This is a genomic window from Variovorax sp. EBFNA2 (genome assembly GCF_033802765.1).
Lineage (GTDB): Bacteria > Pseudomonadota > Gammaproteobacteria > Burkholderiales > Burkholderiaceae_C > Variovorax > Variovorax paradoxus_H.
On record NZ_CP138496.1, the window covers coordinates 4,196,770 to 4,212,358 of the forward strand.

The window sequence follows — 15,589 nt, forward strand, 5'->3', positions numbered from 1 at the left end:
GGCGGCGTCGCACTCACGATGCGCGCTGCACGCCGTCGATCGGCACGGGGATGCCCGTCAGGATGCCCCGGAAGTTGCGCAGGGGCTCACCCACCTGCAGCCCGGTGCCCGTCATCGAGAAGTCGCGGATGCTGCGCTCGTGCGCACCGCCGCGCTTCTTCAGCACCGAGATGGCCTGGCGCACTTCGCCGTCGAGTTCGAAGTAGCGCAGCAGCACCACCGCGTCCGCGAGGTAGCTGGCGTCCACCGGCGTCTGCATCTGCATGCCGATGAGGCCGTGCTGCGCGCCCACCAGCAGCGTGGCCACGCCGGCCTGCCCGAGGTACGACAGCAGCTCGTGCAGCTGCGCGATGAGAAAACGCTCGTCGGGCATGGCGTTGAGGTAGCCGTTCAGGCTGTCGATCACCACCACCGCGGCCTTCGACTCCGTCACCGCCAGCCGGATCAGGTGCACGAACTCGCCCGGCGACAGCTCGGCGGGATCGACCTGCCGCACCAGGATGTGGCCCGAATCGATGTACTGCGACAACGGCATGCCCATGCTCTCGCAGCGCGTGCGCAGCGTCTGCAGGCTCTCGTCGAAGACGAAGAGCGCCGCGCACTCGCCGCGCTGGGCCGCGGCCAGCGCGAACTGCACCGCCACCGTCGACTTGCCGGTGCCCGGTGCGCCGACGAACAACGTGCTCGTGCCGCGCTCGATGCCGCCGCCCAGCAGGATGTCGAGCGCGTCCAGGCCGCTCGGAATGCGCGCCTGGTTGGGCGCGGCCGCATGCTCCGACGCCACCAGCCGCGGGAACACGCGCAGCCCGCCGCGCTCGATGCGGTAGTCGTGGTAGCCGCCGCGAAAGCGCTGGCCGCGGTACTTGCTCACCAGCAGCCGGCGCCGCGCCGTGCCGTAGTCGGAATGGGTCTGCTCCAGCCGAAGCACCGCATGCGCGATGCTCTGCACCTGCAGGTCATGCTTCATGGCGGTCATGTCGTCCAGCAGCAGCACGGTGCACTGGCGGCCCGAGAAGAACTGCTTGAGCGCCAGGATCTGGCGCCGGTAGCGCAGCGAACTGCCGGCCAGCAGGCGCAGCTCGGACAGCGAATCGAACACCACCCGCGAGGGCTTGATCACGTCCACGTCGGACAGGATGCGCAGCGTCGTCTCGCTGAGTTCGACCTCGGACGGATGGAACATCGTGTACTGCTCGTCGGGCTCGAGCGTGGCTTCCGACGGAAGCATCTCGCGCACGTCGATGCCCGTCAGGTCCCAGCCGTGCGATTGCGCGACGCCCTTGAGCTCCTCCGCGGTTTCCGACAAGGTGACGTAGAGCACCGATTCGCCGCGCCGCGCGCCTTCGAGCAGGAACTGCAGCGCGATGGTGGTCTTGCCGGCACCCGGCGTGCCTTCGATGAGATAGAGCCGGTTCGATGTGAGGCCGCCGCCGAGCACGTCGTCCAGGCCGGGCACGCCGACCTTCATCAGGGTCTCGGCGTGCTGCGCCTGCGCCTGTTCCTGTGCTTGCTTTTCCTCTTCCGTGGCCGCGTCGGCCGCGCCATCGCATTTCATTGCTTCCTCCATCGTTGTGGCACACGGGAAGGATTTGACGGGGAGACCGGCGCCGCGGCTGTAGGGCATCGCCGTTCCCGCGCAGAAGAAAAAACCAACGCGCCACGCGGGCCGGCGCTGAACGGCGCGCCCGGCGCCGGCATTCTCCGGATGTCAGGAGGTGTCGCGCGTCTTGTGTTCGGCGTCGCCGGGCTCCTTGAGCTTGTCGTTGCCGACCTTCTTCATCAGGTCCTCGCCTTCGGCGTCCTTGCCATCCGTAGGCACGGATTCTTCCTGCGTGATCTCCGGCTCGTCGGAGGCGGGCTTGCGTGGTTGGTGCTGCGATGCGGGGTTCGGGGTCATGAGGCGATCTCCTGGATGAGCCTCCCACCGTGCGGCGTGCGTTGCCGCGGCACGCTCAGGCAATGGCGGCAGCCGTCGTCAGCCAAGACCGACGACGGCGCGCTTCATGCCGTCGCGACCGCGTCGACCGGCGCTTCGCTCGCTTCGATGAAGAGCCGCCGGATCATCGGGAAGCGCGCGCGCACCTGCTGCTCGATGGCGGCGATGGCGTCGGCCGCCTCGCCGGTGGCGGTGCCGTCCTTGAAGTTCACGTCGACGATGGCCAGCACCTCGTTGGCGCCGATGTACATCGAGAGCACGCGGCCCACGTCCTGCACGCTGGGCTGCTGCATCGCCAGGCTGCGGATCGCCCGCGCCGTCTCGGGCCGGATGCCCTCCCCGATGAGCAGCCCGCGCGCCTGGCTGATCAGCAGCACCGCCACGCCGGCCAGCAGCAGGCCGATGACGACCGAAGCGGCGCCGTCCAGCGCCGGCATGTCGAAGCGGTGGCTCGCCCAGATGCCGAGCGCCGCCACGCCCAGCCCGGCCAATGCGGCCGAGTCCTCGGCAAGCACCGTGTAGGTCGTGGGGTCCTTGCTCTGGTCGAGCGCCTGCCAGAACGGCCGGCCCCGCGCCTCGCGCCGGAACTCGCGCAGCGCAATGAAGAAGCTCGTGCCCTCGAACAGCGCCGCCAGGCCCAGCACCACGTAGTTCCAGGTCGCATCGCGCATCGGCTCGGGGTGGCGGATGTGCTGGATGCCTTCGTAGAACGACACCCCGCCGCCCAACCCGAAGATGAGCACCGCGACGATCAGGCTCCAGAAGTACAGCTCCTTGCCGTGTCCGAAGGGATGCTCGGCGGTCGCGGGCCGCTGGCTCAGGCGGATGCCGACCAGCAGCAGCACGCCGTTGAACGTGTCGACCGCCGAATGGATGCCCTCCGACAGCATGGCCGAGCTGCCGGTGATGCCGGCCACCACGAACTTGGTGACCGCGATGGCGACATTGGCCGCGATCGCGCCGTAGATCGCGATCTTCGAGGCGGCCATCAGCGCCCGGGCTCAGGGAAGGCCAAGGTAGATCCGCAGGTCGTCCTTCACCGTGCCCGCGGACGCGACCGCCATGCGCAGCCGCTCCTCGGTCACGCCGAAGCACCGGGTCCAGTAGTCGACCGCCTTGGGGTCGGTGATGTCGATGCGCTCGTCGTCGTCATCGGGGGGAACGCGGATCTCCATGGTGTCCAGCATCGCAGGCCTCCGGGCAGTTTGTGCAGTTGGGGGGGGGGAGACGGCAGTGTGGCTGCCGGCAAACACGATGGTGCCGGTCGGATGCCACGGTTGATGCAGGACATTTGCTACAGGCGGCCCCCTGCCCCGCCCGCGCCCGCGTCATTCGGTCTCGGAAGGCCCCAGCGTCTTGAGATCGGCGAACTTGGCCGCCATCGTCGGGTTGCCGCGCGTCAGTTTCTTGATCGTCACATCCTGTGCCTTGTCGTTCGCCAGGCGCAGGTTCCGGTCGGTACCGAGCAGGGCTTCTTTCGTCTTCTGCAGGTGGTCGATCGACTTGTCGATCTCTGCAATGGCCTTCTGGAAATGGCCGGAAGCGAGGTCGTAGTTGCGTGCGAACGCGGTCTTGAAGGTTTCAAGCTCGGACTCGAACTTCGTGATGTCGATGTTCTGCGCCCGCACGAGCGCCAGCTCCGATTTGTACTTGAGCGAGTTCATCGCCGCGTTGCGCAGCAGCGTGATGATCGGCAGGAAGAACTGCGGCCGCACCACGTACATCTTCGGGTAGCGATGGAACACGTCGACGATGCCGGTGTTGTAGAGCTCGTTGTCGGGCTCCAGCAGCGAGACCAGCACCGCGTACTCGCAGCCCTTCTCGGCGCGGTCCTTGTCGAGCTCCTTCAGGAAGTCTTCGTTCCGGTTCTTCGTCGCGGTGCGATCGCTCTCGTTCTTCATCTCGAACATGATCGAGACGATCTCGGTGCCCGCCTCGTCCGCGTCGCGGAAGATGTAGTCGCCCTTGCTGCCGGTGCGCGCGTCGTTGTCCTTCTCGAAATAGGCCCGGGGAAACGCCATCGAGCGGATGCGGTTGAACTCGGTCTCGCAGTGCTGCTCCAGCGTTTCGCCCACCATCTTGGTCGACAGGCGCGCCTTCATGTCCCGCAGGCGCTCGATGGCGTCGTCGCGGTCCTTGATCTGCGTCTCGTACTTGTCCTTGAGCGCCTTTTCGGCCAGCTGCTTTTCGAGTTCCGCCCGCTCCAGGCCGCTCTTGAGCTGGTCGCGCTCCTTCTCTACCGCTCCGACGGCCTCGCTGATCGCGAGCTTCTTCGCCACCTCGATGGCGTCGAGCCGGGCCTTCAGTTCCTGGATCTGCGCGTCCTTCTCGGCGGCGCCCTTCTGCAGTTCGCCCACGTGCCGGGCCTCGGCGAGGGCCTGCGCGGCCAGCTTGTCCTGCCTGGCCTTCTCCAGTTCGTTGGCGAGCGCGTCACGCTCCCTCTCGACGGTGCTCAAGGCCTCGCTCACGGCGAGCTTGCGCGCGACGTCGCCGGCGTCGAGCCGGGCCTTGAGTTCCTGGATCTCGCCGTCCTTGGCTGCGGCGGCTTTCTGCAATTCGCCGGCGGCCTGGGCCCGGGCGAGTTCGACGGCGTTGCGCTTGTCCTGCGCGGCCAACTCCAGCCGTTCGTGCAGCTGCTTCTCGAAATCGCCGTCGCGCACCTGCTTCAGGATGTCCGCGTACCCGGCCTCGTCGATCTTGAATGCCTTGCCGCAGTGCGGGCAGATGATTTCATGCATCGCGGCTGCCTCCGGCCATGCGTGGATGACTGGGGCGGGCGGATTGAACTCTCATGCGCAACTTCCAATGTGTCTTCGTTGGGGGGATGTTAGGCGCTGCCGGGCGCACCCCGGCGCGGGGGCCTGGGGCAACCAGCTTGCATCGCCGCGGTCAATCCCGTACGCTGGCCCGACGTCCACGCGCAGCACCCGAGCCCCTGCGGGCCGCCGGGCCGCCCTTGCGAAGGCGCAAAGGAGTCCAGCCATGCCAAGCCGATCGAACGGCCTCGCGGCCGAAGTGCAAGCCGTGCGAACCCTGGCGCTCGTGGGCGCCGCGGCTTCCGGCAAAACCTCTCTCGCCGAGGCCTTGTTGTTCAAGGCAGGTGCCATCGGGGCGTGCGGCAGCATCGAGCGCGGCAGCACCGTCAGCGACCACGACCCGCTCGAGCGCCGCATGCTGCATTCGCTCAACGCGTCGGTGCTGCACCTCACGCATGCCGCCACGCGCATCCACCTCATCGACACGCCCGGCGGCCCCGACTTCCTCGGCCAGAGCCTGCCGGCGCTGGAGGCCGTCGAAACTGTGGCGGTGGTCATCAATGCCGCCACCGGCATCGAGCCGATGGCGGTGCGCATGATGGACTACGCGGCCTCGCGCCACCTCGCCCGCATGATCGTCGTCACCAAGATCGACTCGCAGGGCGTTTCGCTGGCGGGCCTGCTGGCCGACATCCAGGCCACCTTCGGCCGCGAATGCCTGCCGCTGAACCTGCCCGACGGGGTCAACCGGCAGGTGATCGACTGCTTCTTCAACCGCTTTGGCCGCTCCGACTTCGGCCCCGTCGAAGCATCGCACCGCGCGCTGGTCGAGCAGGTGGTCGAGGTCGATGCGGCCTTTGTCGACCGCTACCTCGAGGAAGGCGACGTGGACCCGTCCGAGCTGCATGCGCCGCTCGAGCAGGCGCTGCGCGAAGGCCACCTGATCCCGGTGTGCTTCACCTCGTCGCGCAGCGGCGCCGGCGTGGCGGAGCTGCTGGACGTGATCGTCAAGCTCCTGCCCGACCCGACCGAGGGCAACCCGCCGGAGTTCATCGTCGGCGAAGGCGCGCAGGCCCAGCCCATGCAGGCCCGGCCCGACCCGTCGCTGCACGTGCTGGCGCATGTGTTCAAGGTCACGATCGACCCCTATGTGGGCAAGATGGGCATCTTCCGCGTGCACCAGGGCACGCTCACGCGTGACAGCCAGCTCTACATCGGCGACGGCCGCAAGCCCTTCAAGGTGGGGCACCTGTTCATGCTCCAGGGCAAGGACCATGTCGAGGTGTCGCGCGCGCTGCCCGGCGACATCGTGGCGGTGGCCAAGGTCGACGAAATCCATTTCGATGCCGTGCTGCACGATGCCGCCGAAGACAGCCACGTGCACCTGGCGCCGCTGCCGTTCCCGGTGCCGGTGTACGGCCTGGCCATCGAGCCCAAGCGCCACGGCGACGAACAGCGCGCCTGGGAAATCCTCGGCAAGCTCGCGGCCGAAGACCCGTGCCTGCGCATCGAGCACGTGGCCGCGACCAACGAGACGGTGCTCTACGGACTCGGCGAGCTGCACCTGCGCATCGCGCTCGAACGCCTGCGCGAGGTGTACCACTTCGAGGTGCTGACGCGGCCGCCGCGCATCGCCTACCGCGAGACCGTGACCGCGCCGGCCGAGGGCCACCACCGCCACAAGAAGCAGTCCGGCGGTGCCGGCCAGTTCGCCGAAGTCTTCCTGCGCATCGAGCCGCTGGCGCGCGGCGCAGGCTTCGAGTTCGCCGACGAAGTCAGGGGCGGCGCGATTCCGAACCAGTTCATCCCCGCGGTCGAGAAAGGCGTGCGCGAGGTGCTGGCGTACGGCGCGATCGCCGGCTACCCGGTGGTCGACGTGCGCGTCGTGGTCTACGACGGCAAGCACCACAGCGTCGACAGCAAGGACATCGCCTTCGCGACCGCCGGCCGCAAGGCCTTCATGGCCGCAATCCGCGAGGCCCGCCCGGCGGTGCTCGAGCCGATCGTGCAGATCGAGATCGCCGTGCCCGAGCACTCTGTGGGCGATGTGACGAGCGACCTGTCGTCACGGCGCGGCCTGGTCACCGGCACCACGGGCCAGGGCGGCGGCACGGTGGCCATCGGCGGGCAGGTGCCCGAGGTCGAGCTGGCCAACTACCAGTCGCGGCTGCATGCGATGACCGCCGGCCAGGGCCGCTACACCATCGCGTTGTCGCACTACGAGGCCGTGCCGCCGGCGGTTCAGAAAACGCTGATGGGTGAGTACCGGGGGCACGAGGAGGACTGACATCAGCGCGGCGGGTGTCGCGTCATTTCAGCTTCGCCACGGTCAGGCCGCGCGCCTCATCACGCGCTGCCGCGTGCGACCAGCTCGAAGCCCAGGTCGAGCGTTCGCGTGTCGGGCGTCTCGTTGCGCAGGCGCCGCACCAGGATGCGCGCCGCTTCCTCGCCCATGCGCACGGTCGGCACGGCAATGGTCGTGAGGCCGGGGTTCAGTTCGCTGGCGACCTCGTAGTCGCCGAAGCCCATGACGGCCAGCGACCGAGGCACCGCGATACCCTGGCGCTGGCACGCCAGCAGCGCGCCCGCGGCCAGCAAGTCGCTGGAGAACAGCAGCAGGTCGCTGTCGGGATGGCGGGCGCGGGCGATGTCCAGCAGCGCCCTGCCGCTGGCCATGGTGTAGGGCAGTTCGTCGGCCACCACGGTGCGCGGCGCAAAGCCCGGGTAGTGCTGCGCCACGCCGGCAAGGTAGCCGTCCATCCGTTCGCGCGCGCGGTCGTCGCCGGCGCGCAGCGAGCCCACGAAGGTCGGGCGTGCATAGCCGCGTCGCCGCGCGTAGGCGACGGCTTCGGCCAGCGCCGCCTGGTTCGAAAAGCCCACGAGCTGGTCGATGGGCGCGTCGGTCCAGGCCCAGCTTTCCACCACCGGGATCGCGGCGCGCACGAGCATGTCGCGCACGGCGTCGGTGTGGTGGGTGCCGACGAGAAAGAAGGCGTCGGGGCGGCGCCCGAGCAGGTTGCGCACCACGGCCTCTTCGCGCTCGTGGCTGTAGTCGGTGTGGCCGATGATGACCTGGTAGCCCGCCTGCAGCAGCACGTTCGACAGGCCCTGCAGCGTCTCCGCGAAGATGGAGGCAGCAATCTGCGGGATCACCGCCGCCACCGTCATGCTGCGGTTGGACGCCAGGTGGCTGGCCGCGTGGTTCTGCACGTACTGCGTGCTGCGGATCGCCTCGCGCACGCGCTCCACCGTCTGCGGCGAACAGCCGTCGGGTTCGCGCAGCACGCGCGAAACCGTCTGCGCCGACACGCCGGCCACGCGCGCCACGTCGGCCATGGTGATCGAGTTGGTGCCGAAGCGGCGGCGGATCTGGCGTTTGTCGGTGTCGTTCATGGGCAGGCTCCGCATTCTGCCGTCAACCGGCGCATTGTCCGGCAGGCGGCGTCGTCATGCGCCGGCGCGCGTGCCCGTTCCCGCAGCGGCCAGCAAGGCGCGCCCGGCCAGGTTGTGCATCAGCGCGCCGATGCCGAAGGTCCACGGCGGGATCGCATCGCTGCGCCCGACCCGGTTGACCAGCGTGCCCAGCCGCTCGGCATGAATCGCCACGCGGTCGCCCACGTGGTGGGTGAAGCCCGCGCCCGGCGCGTCGCGGTCCTGGATGGGCGCGAACATCGTGCCGCAGAACAGCAGGATGCCGTCGGGGTACTGGTGGTGCGCACCCATGGCATGGCGCACCAGCTCCAGCGGGTCGCGGCTGATGCGCGCCATGGAGCTCGCGCCTTCGAGCACGAAGCCGTCGTCCTCGCCTTCCACGCGCAGCGACACCACGGTGGCGCGCACGTCGTCGATGCCGAAGTGCGCATCGAACAGGCGGATGAATGGGCCGATGGCGCAGGCGCCGTTGTTGTCCTTGGCCTTGCCGAGCAGCAGCGCGCTGCGGCCTTCGAAGTCGCGCAGGTTGACGTCGTTGCCCAGGGTGGCGCCCACCACGGCGCCGCGCGCATCGACCACCAGCACCACCTCGGGCTCGGGGTTGTTCCAGGTCGAGCCCGGATGCAGGCCGACCTGCACGCCGGTGCCGACCGAGGCCAGCGGCGCCGCCTTGGTGAAGATTTCGGCGTCGGGGCCGATGCCGACCTCGAGGTACTGCGACCACAGGCCCTGCGCCAGCAGCACCGCCTTGAGCCGGTCGGCCGCGGGCGAGCCGGGGCGGATGCCCGAGAGGTCGTCGCCCACCACGGCCACCACCTGGCGGCGCACCGCCTCGGCACGGCCCGCGTCGCCGCGCGCCTGCTCCTCGATCACGCGCTCGACCATGCTGGCCGCAAAGGTCACGCCGGCCGCCTTCACCACCTGCAGGTCGTTCGGAGCGAGCAGATGGCGACGGGCGATGTCCGGCCCGTACTCGGCGGTCTCGGCCAGCCAGTCGGACAGCGGGCCGAGGGTGCGACCCGTCGCCGCCTGCACAGCCTGCACAGCATCCGTGCGGTCGAGCAGCGCCGACATCGTGGGCGCCAGCGCGCCGATGTCGAACAGCTGCCCGTCGCGCACTGTCACCAGCGTGGGCCCGCCGCCGGGGCCGGGCACCCACACGCGGCCGACCAGCAGCGCGCGGTCGGCGTCGTGCGGCAGCGTCGCCGCCACGCTCAGAGCGTCTTGCCAGGCCTGCATCTCAGCGCCCCTTGAACTGTGCGGGGCGGCGCGCCTTGAAGGCCGCGCGGCCTTCGTGCGCGTCGTCGGTGGCGAAGCACACGGTCTGCAGGTCGCGTTCGTACTGGATCGCCATTTCGAGCGGCATGGCATAAGCGGCGCGCACGTTGGCCTTGGCCGTTTCGACCGCGATCGGCGGGCGGCTGGCGAGCGTGGCCGCAATCGCTTGCGCGCGCGCGAGCAACTCGGCAGCCGGCACCAGCTCGCTCACCAGGCCCCATTGCAGCGCCTGCCGCGCGCTGATGGGGTCGCCGCCCATCAGCATGAGCGAGGCGTTCGAGGGCCCGATGCTGTGCGCCAGCATGTACGACATGCCGCCGCCGCCGATCCAGCCGAGCTTGACTTCGGGTGCGCCGAGCCTGGCGTGGTCGGCCGCGATGCGGATGTCGCAGGACATCGCCGTCTCCAGCCCGCCGCCCAGCGCATAGCCGTTGATGGCGCACACCACGGGCTTGCGCAGCGCGCGGATCGCGTCGCAGTAGTCGGGCCGGTTGCGGAAGGTCCAGGGCGAGTCGTAGCCGTCGAGCTCGGCGATGTCGCTGCCGGCGCAGAAGGCTTTTTCGCCCGCGCCGGTGATGACCACGGCCCGCACGTCGGCGCGGGTGTTGCAGTCGTTCACGTGCGCCACCAGCGCATCGGCCATCTCGGGCGTGACGGCGTTGAGCTTCTCGGGGCGGTTGAGGGTCAGCGTGGCGATGTGCTCGCGCACCTCGAACAGGATGTGGTTCATGGCGGATGCTTTCGAGAGAACAAGGAGGTGACGTTCAGACTTCGCTGCCCGCGGGACGGCGGCTCGCATACAGCGACTGCAGCGCGGCCAGTGCCGGCGCGGCGGCCAGGCGGTCGGCCAAGGCGTTGCGCACCAGCGCCGAGGCCTCGGTCTGGAACGGGATGTAGCCCGGGTGGCGCGGCCGCACGATGGCCTGCTCGAGCGTGGCCTGCGTCTGCGCATAGAAGCCGTTCCAGGCCGCGTTGACGCGCGCGTCGGCCCAGGCCTCTCGCGCACTCGGCTGGCCGTCGGCAAAGGGAATGAAATCGCGCTGCATCGCCGGGCCCATGAGCGCGGCGAGATGGGCGCGCAGCGTGTCGTCCACCGTGGCGCGGCGGCTCACGGCCAGGCCGGTGCCGCCGAGCGTGGAGCCCAGGCTGCCGCCGGGCCCCGCCGGCACATCGCCGAAGCGCAGCGGCTGCCGGCCTTCGCCCGCCACCGCGTAGTTGACGTAGCCGTACACCAGCGGGCAATACACCGCCTCGGCGTTGCGCGCCATCGCGTCGAGGATGCCGATCGGGTTCAGTGCCGCCCAGCCGCGAAACGCCAGCGCATTCAGTTCGCTCAGCAGTTCCCACGCGGCCACGGCGCCCTTGCCCGCGAACAGGCGGCCGGGTTCGCTGGCCGCCGGTGCGTCGCCGTGCGCGGCCGCCATGCTGAACAGGCTGAGCGCGGCGTGCGGCCCCGCCAGCGACAGGCACACCGGCTGGCGCCGCGCGAGTGCGAGCACCTCGCTCCACTGCTGCGGCAGCGGGCCGTCGAGCCGGTCTTCGCGCGCCGCGGCCACCTGCGTGGCGGCGTCCAACGGCAACGCCCACTGCGTGCCGCCGTAACAGTAGCTTTCGAATGAACGGCCGATGCTCTGCGCGCGCCAGCCGGCGAGCGTCGCAGCGTCGAACAGCGATTCGAGCGGCTGCAGGCAGTCGCCGGCCACCGCGTCGCCGATGTGCGGATGGTCGAGCACGATCAGGTCGTAGCGCTCGGCCAGGTCTTCGATCGGGTGCGATTCGAAACCTTCGAGCGGCTGGCGCTCCCAGCGGAGGTCGAGCCCGTCGGCGCGCGCGCGTTGCGCGGCGCGCTCCAGCGCGACGTAGCCGCGCGGGTGGTCCCAGGTCAGGCCTCGGTAGGCACGGGGGGCGCTCACAGCGTGTCTTCCCCGATCACCTTGGCGCTCATCAGCGCGTCGATGCGCTCAGCGCCCCAGCCCAGCTCGCCGAGGATTTCGCGCGTGTGCTGCCCCGCGAGCGGCGCGCCGCGGCGCACGCTGGAGGGCGTGCGCGTGAACTGGATCGGAAAGCCCGGCGTCTTCACCTTGCCCTCGGTCGGATGCTCGTACTCGACGAAGGTGCCGTTGTGCACGACCTGCGGGTCGTTCATCACGTCGGCATAGCCGTACACCGGGCCGGCCCAGATATCGGCCGCACGGAAGGCCTCGAGCCAGTCGGCCGTCGGGCGGTGGCGCAGGCGGTCGCGCGTGATGGCGAAGATCTCGTCGCGCCGCGCGAAGGTGTCGCGCTCGTCGTCGAAGCCGGCCAGTTCGGGCGCCTCGATCACCTGCGCCAGCGCCGCCATCTTCGGGAACGCCAGCGCCAGGAAGCCGTCCTGCGTGGCGAACACGCCGTACGGCGCGCGGATGTACACGTGCGCATGCGGCTCGGCCGTGCGCTCCTGCGGCTTTCCGGCCACGCTGAAGACCGACAGCTCCTGCATCTGCAACGCCACGATGGCGTCGAGCATGTTCACCTTCACCAGCTGGCCCTCGCCGGTGCGCTCGCGGTGCAGCAGCGCGGCAATCACGGCTTCGAAGGCGGTCGAGGCCGTGATGGCGTCCACCAGGTACTGGCCCGCGGGTGTGGGCGGTTCGCCGGCGCGGCCGGTCGACAGCATCGCGCCGCTCATGGCCTGCAGCAGCAGGTCCTGGCCGGGCCAGAGCTTGTAGGGGCCGTCTTCACCGTAGCCCGACATCGACACATAGACCAGCTTCGGGTTGATCTTCGAGAGCGTCTCGTAGTCCACGCCCAGGCGCTGCGCCACGCCGGGGCGGTAGTTCTGCAGGAACACGTCGGACGTGCGCACCAGCTCGTACAGGGCGTCGCGGCCCTCCTCGTTCTTCAGGTCGACCGCCAGGCTGCGCTTGTTGCGGTTCAGCGAGAGGAACGACACGTTGATGCGGTTGCCGCGCGCGCCGCCGGCCGACACGTGGCGCTGCCATTCGCCGGTGACGGGCTCGACCTTGATGACGTCGGCGCCGAGGTCGCCCAGCCGCTGCGCGGCGAACGGGCCGGCCATGGCGATGGAACAGTCGAGAACGCGAAAGCCCTCGAGGATGCTGGATGGTTTGGTCATGGAATGGTTGACGGGTTGGGGGAATCGATTCACTGCACCTGGCGCGGCGTCTGCGCCAGGTTGCGGCCGGTGGCGGCGTCGAACAGCACGGCCTGCGCGAGGTCGAGGTCGACCGTCACCGCATCGCCGGCGCGCAGGTCGGTGTAGCCGGGCACGGTCACCATCACGTCGGCGCCGGCGTTGCCTTCTTCGTCGTGCAGCGTCTGCGCGTGGCTCAGGCTCACCGCCACGAGCGACTCGGCGCCCACGTGCTCGACCAGCGAGACCGTGCCGGCCAGGCCCGGTCCGCTGCGCGACACCGACATGGCGTTCGGTCGCACGCCGAGCACAGCGTCGCCGCCCTGCCCGTTCGCCAGGCCCTGCAGTTGCGCCGGCATGGCCATGCGCACGTCGCCGACCGCGAGCACCTGCGCATCGGCCTGCACGCGCAGCAGGTTCATGGGCGGCGTGCCGATGAAGCGCGCCACGTACAGGTTGGCTGGCTGCTCGTAGATGTCGCGCGGGCTGCCGAACTGCTGCACCACGCCATCCTTGAGCAGCGCGATGCGCGTGCCCATCGTCATGGCCTCGACCTGGTCATGCGTCACGTAGACGAAGGTGCCGCCCACGCGCTGGTGCAGCTTGGAGATTTCGGAGCGCATGGTGGTGCGCAGCTTGGCGTCGAGGTTGGACAGCGGCTCGTCCATGAGAAACACCTGCGGCTCGCGCACCATCGCGCGGCCCAGCGCCACGCGCTGGCGCTGGCCGCCGGAGAGCGTGCGCGGGAACTTGTCGAGCCACTCGGTCAGCGCCAGCGTGCGGGCGGTGCGCTCCACCAACTGCGAGACCTCGGGCGAGCGCTCGATGCGCCGCTTGGCCATGCCGCCGAGCAGCGGAATATGGAACCACCAGCGGTGCTTTCGCATGATGAGCGGGAACGCGATGTTGCGCCGCACCGTCATGTGCGGATACAGCGCATACGACTGGAACACGAACGCAATGTCGCGCTCGGTGGGCGGCAGCGCGTCCACGCGGCGTTCGTTGATGTGGATCTCGCCGCCGCTGACGCTCTCGAGCCCCGCGAGCATGCGCAGCAGCGTCGACTTGCCGCAGCCCGAGGGACCGAGCAGCACGAGAAACTCGCCGTCGGGCACGTCGAGCGAAACGCCCTTCACCACGTGCTTGTCGGCGAAGTCCTTGGTGATGTCCTGGAGCTTGATGGAGGCCATGGGGCTTCTCCTTTTCTGTGTGTGTCTGTGTGCTGTGAAGAGGTCGCGGCTCAGCCCTTGACGCTGCCGGCGGTCATGCCGGAAACGACGTGGCGCTGAACGACCAGGTAGAAGATGACCGCGGGCAGCGTGTACATCACGCCCACAGCCATGACCGCGTCGAGCGGCGTGCTGAGCTCGCCGATGAAGCCGGCCAGGCCGACCGACGCGGTGTGCAGCCGCTCCTCGGTGATCAAGGTCTGCGCGAACACGTACTCGTTCCAGCCGTGGAAGAACGAGATCACCGCGGCCGCCGCCAGCGTGGGCGCAATCAGCGGCACCACCACCTGCAGCACGATGCCGATGCGCGAGCAGCCGTCGATGCGCGCGGCTTCCTCGACCTCGATGGGCACGCCGTCGATGGCGCCCTTCAGGATCCAGGTGATCACCGGCACGGTGAACGCCGTGTTCGCCAGGATCAGGCCCGAGAGCGTGTTCAGCAGCGACATCTGCGAGAAGATCGCGTACAGCGGCACCACCAGCATCGCCTCGGGCAGCATCTGCGTGGCGAACAGCCCGAAGCCGATGGCGCCCTTGCCGCCGAAGCGAAAGCGCGACAGCGCATACGCCGGGAACACCGCCAGCGCAATGCTCAGCACCGTGGTGCCGATGGCCACCCAGGCGCTGTTGAGCAGCCAGGTCGCGACCGGCTTGATCGCGAACACCTCGCCGTACACCGGCAGCCGCGAGAGCGAAGGCAGCAGCTGCGGCCGGTCGCCGAACAGCGCCTCCGACGGCGTGAGCGAGGTCACGAGCATCCAGTAGATGGGAAACGCGGCGGCCCCGAGCAGGGCCAGCACCGCCAGCATGCGCAGCGCATGGCGCCCGGACATCGGCGCGGGCATGGAGATGGACGTGGCGGCGCTCATCCGCGTGCCCCCTGCTTCTCGGCGCGTGCGGTGTAGCGGAAGTACACCAGCGTCACGGCCAGCGCGACCACCACGCCCACCATGCCCACCGCCGCGGCCTGGCCGAGGTGGTGGTTGACGAAGGCGCGGCGGTACAGGTCGATGACCAGCGTGTTCGTGGCGCCCACCGGGCCGCCCTGCGTGAGCAGCCAGATGAGGTCGAAGCGCCGCAGCGACCAGATGGTGGAGAACAGCGCCAGCAGCGCCACCGACGGGCGGATGGTGGGCCACACCACCGCCTTGAACACGCTCAGGCGGTCGGCGCCGTCCATCACCGCGGCTTCGCGCAGTTCGGAGGGCACGCCCTGCAGCGCGGCCAGCAGCACCACCGAGGCGAACGGAAAGATCTGCCAGATGGTGGTGAGCAGCACCGCGGGCATTGCATGCTGCATGCTGTCGAGCCAGTTCTCGTGGCCCGACTCGATGCCGAAGAAGCGCAGCGTGTGGCCGAACACGCCGTACTGGGCGTTGTAGATCCAGATGAAGATCAGCGCCACGGCCACCGGCGGTGCGGCCCACGGAATGGTGACCGCCGCGCGTGCGATGCCGCGGCCGCGAAACGGCCCGTCGAGCAGCAGCGCCGAGGCCAGGCCCAGGCCGATGGCCGAGGCCACGCAGGCCACCGTGTAGAGCAGCGTGGTCCAGATCACGCGGTGGAAGTCGGGGTCGCTCCAGAGGTCGGCGTAGTTCTGAAGGCCGACCCACTCGCCCTGCGCCGGCGAGAGCAGCGAGGTCGAGGTGAAGCTCAGCATCAGCTCGCGCAGCAGCGGGTAGCCCTGGAACACGAGCAGGTAGAGCGTGGCCGGCAGCACCAGCGCGTAGGGCAGCAGCGGATGGCCCTCGAGGCGATGCGGACGGCCAGCGCGGACCTGCTTGCGGGCCCCGGGCTTGTCGGTGGAAGAAAGCACGGCCGCCAT

14 protein-coding genes are annotated in these 15,589 nt (G+C 69.5%); 1 reads left to right on the forward strand and 13 read right to left on the reverse strand.

All coding sequences use genetic code 11. The features are described from left to right. Positions 1-13: 13 nt before the first annotated feature. The 5 genes from RZE79_RS19800 to RZE79_RS19820 all read right to left on the reverse strand — a co-directional run bounded on the left by RZE79_RS19800 (position 14) and on the right by RZE79_RS19820 (position 4,674). Positions 14-1,468 carry an ATPase domain-containing protein gene (locus RZE79_RS19800; RefSeq protein WP_319361229.1) on the reverse strand — a complete coding sequence of 485 codons (1,455 nt, stop codon included), beginning with the start codon at positions 1,466-1,468 and terminating at the stop codon, positions 14-16. 240 nt (positions 1,469-1,708) lie between these two features. Beyond that, entirely contained in the window at positions 1,709-1,897 is a 189-nt protein-coding gene (locus tag RZE79_RS19805) for a hypothetical protein (protein WP_319356193.1), read from the reverse strand. A gap of 104 nt (positions 1,898-2,001) precedes the next feature. Further along, positions 2,002-2,925 carry a cation diffusion facilitator family transporter gene (locus tag RZE79_RS19810; protein ID WP_319356194.1) on the reverse strand — a complete coding sequence of 308 codons (924 nt, stop codon included), beginning with the start codon at positions 2,923-2,925 and terminating at the stop codon, positions 2,002-2,004. Between the two features lie 12 nt (positions 2,926-2,937). Then, complete coding sequence (locus RZE79_RS19815) at positions 2,938-3,123, reverse strand: DUF3606 domain-containing protein (protein WP_153283461.1); 186 nt, start codon at positions 3,121-3,123, stop codon at positions 2,938-2,940. A gap of 141 nt (positions 3,124-3,264) precedes the next feature. Beyond that, positions 3,265-4,674 (reverse strand): DUF2130 domain-containing protein, encoded by a 1,410-nt coding sequence (locus RZE79_RS19820; protein WP_319356197.1) that lies wholly within the window; start codon positions 4,672-4,674, stop codon positions 3,265-3,267. 244 nt (positions 4,675-4,918) lie between these two features. Between RZE79_RS19820 and fusA the strand changes: the two genes are divergently transcribed. Then, positions 4,919-6,979, forward strand: coding sequence for an elongation factor G (gene fusA, locus RZE79_RS19825; protein ID WP_319356198.1), 2,061 nt, complete (start codon positions 4,919-4,921; stop codon positions 6,977-6,979). A gap of 59 nt (positions 6,980-7,038) precedes the next feature. On the opposite strand, the gene RZE79_RS19830 is transcribed toward fusA, so the two are convergent. From RZE79_RS19830 to RZE79_RS19865, 8 genes are read right to left on the reverse strand one after another with little or no spacing between them, the layout of a single operon-like run. Next, positions 7,039-8,085 carry a LacI family DNA-binding transcriptional regulator gene (locus RZE79_RS19830; protein ID WP_319356200.1) on the reverse strand — a complete coding sequence of 349 codons (1,047 nt, stop codon included), beginning with the start codon at positions 8,083-8,085 and terminating at the stop codon, positions 7,039-7,041. A 54-nt stretch (positions 8,086-8,139) separates the two neighbouring features. Beyond that, positions 8,140-9,363: a fumarylacetoacetate hydrolase family protein gene (locus tag RZE79_RS19835; RefSeq protein ID WP_319356201.1), complete on the reverse strand. Its 1,224-nt coding sequence runs from the start codon at positions 9,361-9,363 to the stop codon at positions 8,140-8,142. Between the two features lies 1 nt (position 9,364). Beyond that, positions 9,365-10,132, reverse strand: coding sequence for an enoyl-CoA hydratase/isomerase family protein (locus tag RZE79_RS19840; protein ID WP_319356203.1), 768 nt, complete (start codon positions 10,130-10,132; stop codon positions 9,365-9,367). A 34-nt stretch (positions 10,133-10,166) separates the two neighbouring features. Further along, positions 10,167-11,315 carry a carbohydrate ABC transporter substrate-binding protein gene (locus RZE79_RS19845; protein ID WP_319356205.1) on the reverse strand — a complete coding sequence of 383 codons (1,149 nt, stop codon included), beginning with the start codon at positions 11,313-11,315 and terminating at the stop codon, positions 10,167-10,169. Further along, on the reverse strand, positions 11,312-12,517 hold the full coding sequence (locus tag RZE79_RS19850) for a CoA transferase (RefSeq protein ID WP_319356207.1): 1,206 nt from the start codon (positions 12,515-12,517) through the stop codon (positions 11,312-11,314). Before RZE79_RS19850 ends, RZE79_RS19845 begins: the two co-directional genes overlap by 4 nt. Positions 12,518-12,546: 29 nt before the next feature. Then, on the reverse strand, positions 12,547-13,725 hold the full coding sequence (locus tag RZE79_RS19855) for an ABC transporter ATP-binding protein (RefSeq protein WP_319356209.1): 1,179 nt from the start codon (positions 13,723-13,725) through the stop codon (positions 12,547-12,549). A 50-nt stretch (positions 13,726-13,775) separates the two neighbouring features. Then, positions 13,776-14,633, reverse strand: a complete 858-nt coding sequence (locus tag RZE79_RS19860; protein WP_319356210.1) for a carbohydrate ABC transporter permease — start codon at positions 14,631-14,633, stop codon at positions 13,776-13,778. Beyond that, the gene (locus RZE79_RS19865; RefSeq protein WP_319356212.1) at positions 14,630-15,589 is read right to left on the reverse strand and encodes a sugar ABC transporter permease; all 960 of its coding nucleotides are present in this window, start codon (positions 15,587-15,589) and stop codon (positions 14,630-14,632) included. The genes RZE79_RS19860 and RZE79_RS19865 overlap by 4 nt, the downstream gene beginning before the upstream one ends.

Bases quoted from the DNA above. Each gene is read 5' to 3' on its own strand.
- RZE79_RS19830 (WP_319356200.1), bottom strand. From the start codon at position 8,085: ATGAACGACACCGACAAACGCCAGATCCGCCGCCGCTTCGGCACCAAC.
- RZE79_RS19835 (WP_319356201.1), bottom strand. From the start codon at position 9,363: ATGCAGGCCTGGCAAGACGCTCTGAGCGTGGCGGCGACGCTGCCGCAC.
- RZE79_RS19855 (WP_319356209.1), bottom strand. From the start codon at position 13,725: ATGGCCTCCATCAAGCTCCAGGACATCACCAAGGACTTCGCCGACAAG.
- RZE79_RS19860 (WP_319356210.1), bottom strand. From the start codon at position 14,633: ATGAGCGCCGCCACGTCCATCTCCATGCCCGCGCCGATGTCCGGGCGC.
- RZE79_RS19820 (WP_319356197.1), bottom strand. From the start codon at position 4,674: ATGCATGAAATCATCTGCCCGCACTGCGGCAAGGCATTCAAGATCGAC.
- RZE79_RS19805 (WP_319356193.1), bottom strand. From the start codon at position 1,897: ATGACCCCGAACCCCGCATCGCAGCACCAACCACGCAAGCCCGCCTCC.
- RZE79_RS19800 (WP_319361229.1), bottom strand. From the start codon at position 1,468: ATGAAGGTCGGCGTGCCCGGCCTGGACGACGTGCTCGGCGGCGGCCTC.
- RZE79_RS19865 (WP_319356212.1), bottom strand. From the start codon at position 15,589: ATGGCGGCCGTGCTTTCTTCCACCGACAAGCCCGGGGCCCGCAAGCAG.
- RZE79_RS19810 (WP_319356194.1), bottom strand. From the start codon at position 2,925: ATGGCCGCCTCGAAGATCGCGATCTACGGCGCGATCGCGGCCAATGTC.
- fusA (WP_319356198.1), top strand. From the start codon at position 4,919: ATGCCAAGCCGATCGAACGGCCTCGCGGCCGAAGTGCAAGCCGTGCGA.
- RZE79_RS19815 (WP_153283461.1), bottom strand. From the start codon at position 3,123: ATGCTGGACACCATGGAGATCCGCGTTCCCCCCGATGACGACGACGAG.
- RZE79_RS19850 (WP_319356207.1), bottom strand. From the start codon at position 12,517: ATGACCAAACCATCCAGCATCCTCGAGGGCTTTCGCGTTCTCGACTGT.
- RZE79_RS19840 (WP_319356203.1), bottom strand. From the start codon at position 10,132: ATGAACCACATCCTGTTCGAGGTGCGCGAGCACATCGCCACGCTGACC.